1 protein-coding gene is annotated in these 1,516 nt (G+C 45.5%); it reads left to right on the top strand.

What is annotated here, in order from left to right; all coding sequences use genetic code 11:
- On the top strand, positions 1 to 1,516 hold a 1,516-nt coding region (locus LJD34_RS15885; RefSeq protein WP_227360355.1), incomplete at both ends, for a CD3337/EF1877 family mobilome membrane protein.

Raw genomic sequence — 1,516 nt, 5'->3', positions numbered from 1 at the left:
ATTTTTATGTGGATAATAGCTGGTCGTGGCTTCCGTGGAACTGGCTGGACGGTATCGGAAAATCTGTGCAGTACGGGCTTTACTGTATTACCAACTTTGTCTGGACGATAAGCCTTTATTTAAGCAATGCCACGGGCTATGTGGTGCAGGAAACCTATAAACTTGATTTTATTAACGATATGGCAGACAGTATCGGAAAGAGCATACAGACCCTTGCAGGCGTAACACAGAACGGTTTTTCCAGCTCTGGCTTTTATGTTGGTTTCCTGCTTCTCATTATCTTAGTGGTGGGACTTTATGTTGCCTATACGGGACTTATCAAACGGGAAACCAGCAAGGCTCTTCACGCTGTTATTAACTTTGTGGTGGTGTTCGTGCTGTCCGCTTCATTTATTGCCTATGCTCCCGATTACATCAAAAAGATAAATGAGTTTTCATCAGACATCAGTACCGCTTCTTTGGACTTGGGAACAAAAATCATGCTCCCTAATTCTGACAGCGAGGGCAAGGACAGCGTGGACTTGATACGGGACAGCCTATTTTCTATTCAAGTAGAACAGCCGTGGCTACTTCTGCAATTTGGCAACAGCAACGCAGAAGAAATCGGGACAGACCGTGTGGACGCATTGGTATCTGCAAGCCCAGAGGACGAGGACGGGAAAACGAGAGAAGAAGTCGTGAAAACAGAAATCGAGGATAACGACAACAACAATCTGACGATACCGCAGGTCGTAAACCGTTTAGGTATGGTGTTCTTCCTACTGTTCTTCAACTTAGGTATCACGATATTTGTGTTCTTGCTTACTGGCATGATGTTGTTTAGCCAGATACTTTTTATTATCTTTGCAATGTTTTTACCTATCAGCTTTTTACTTTCCATGATACCTAGTCAAGAAAATCTGGCAAAGCAGGCAATCGTAAGGGTATTTAATACCATAATGACACGGGCAGGAATAACGCTCATTGTAACGGTGGCGTTCAGCATTTCCAGTATGTTTTATAACATCTCCACGGACTATCCGTTTTTTATGGTGGCGTTCTTGCAGATAGTGTGTTTCGCTGGTATCTACATGAAGCTGGGCGACTTAATGAGTATGTTCTCACTTAATGCTGGCGACAGTCAAAGCATGGGACACAGGATTTTCCGCAGACCGTATCTGTTTATGCGACATCGGGCTAGGCGTATGGAACACCGTATTGCAAGGGCGGTAAGTGCTGGCGGTATTTCGGGCGGTGTCGCTGGTGCGGTTGCTGGAAGTGCCGTTGCTGGCAAACGGGCTGAAAGAAAAAATACCGCTTCTAAAGAAAATCGGGGCAATACCACTTCCAGCGTGGGACAGCGTGCAGGCTCAAAGGTGGGTGCTGTCTTAGATACGAAAAATAAAGTGAAAGACAAGGCAAATGCTGTCAAAGAGAATATCAAGGATATGCCGACACAGACCGCTTATGCGGTGTATTCCACAAAGGAAAAGGCAAAGTCCAGCGTGTCCGACTTCAAGCGTGGCATGGTGCAGGA

It is taken from the genome of Faecalibacillus sp. MSK20_93, from assembly GCF_020589945.1.
Lineage (GTDB): Bacteria > Bacillota_I > Bacilli_A > Erysipelotrichales > Coprobacillaceae > Faecalibacillus > Faecalibacillus intestinalis.
The sequence above is the reverse complement of the archived record's forward strand: the minus strand, read 5'-3'. Positions and strand labels throughout refer to the sequence as shown.